This window comes from Pseudomonas sp. Pseusp97, from assembly GCF_047304025.1.
Lineage (GTDB): Bacteria > Pseudomonadota > Gammaproteobacteria > Pseudomonadales > Pseudomonadaceae > Pseudomonas.
In genome coordinates, this window is the sequence record NZ_JBGLYK010000575.1 from 1 (window position 1) to 252 (window position 252).

General features: G+C 67.5%; 1 protein-coding gene. It reads left to right on the forward strand.

The features are described 5' to 3' along the window. On the forward strand, nt 1-252 hold a 252-nt coding region (locus ACCC94_RS30395), incomplete at both ends, for an aromatic-ring-hydroxylating dioxygenase subunit beta (RefSeq protein ID WP_413353257.1).

The following is a 252-nucleotide window of genomic DNA, read 5'->3' on the forward strand; positions in this document are numbered from 1 at the left end:
GCGCTATGACGACTGGCAGGCGCTGTGGACCGAAGACGGCATGTACTGGATGCCGCGCAAGCCGGGCCAGGAAAGTCCGTACGACTACATCTCGCTGTTCTGGGAGGACCGCATGCTGCGCGATGTGCGCATCCGGCGCCTGGAACATCCGCGCAACTGGTCCCAGCAGCCGCCCACGCGCACTGTGCGGCTGGTGGGCGGCGTGCAGGTCGAGGGCGTGGATGCCGGCGGCAACCTGGTCGTGCATTCGGT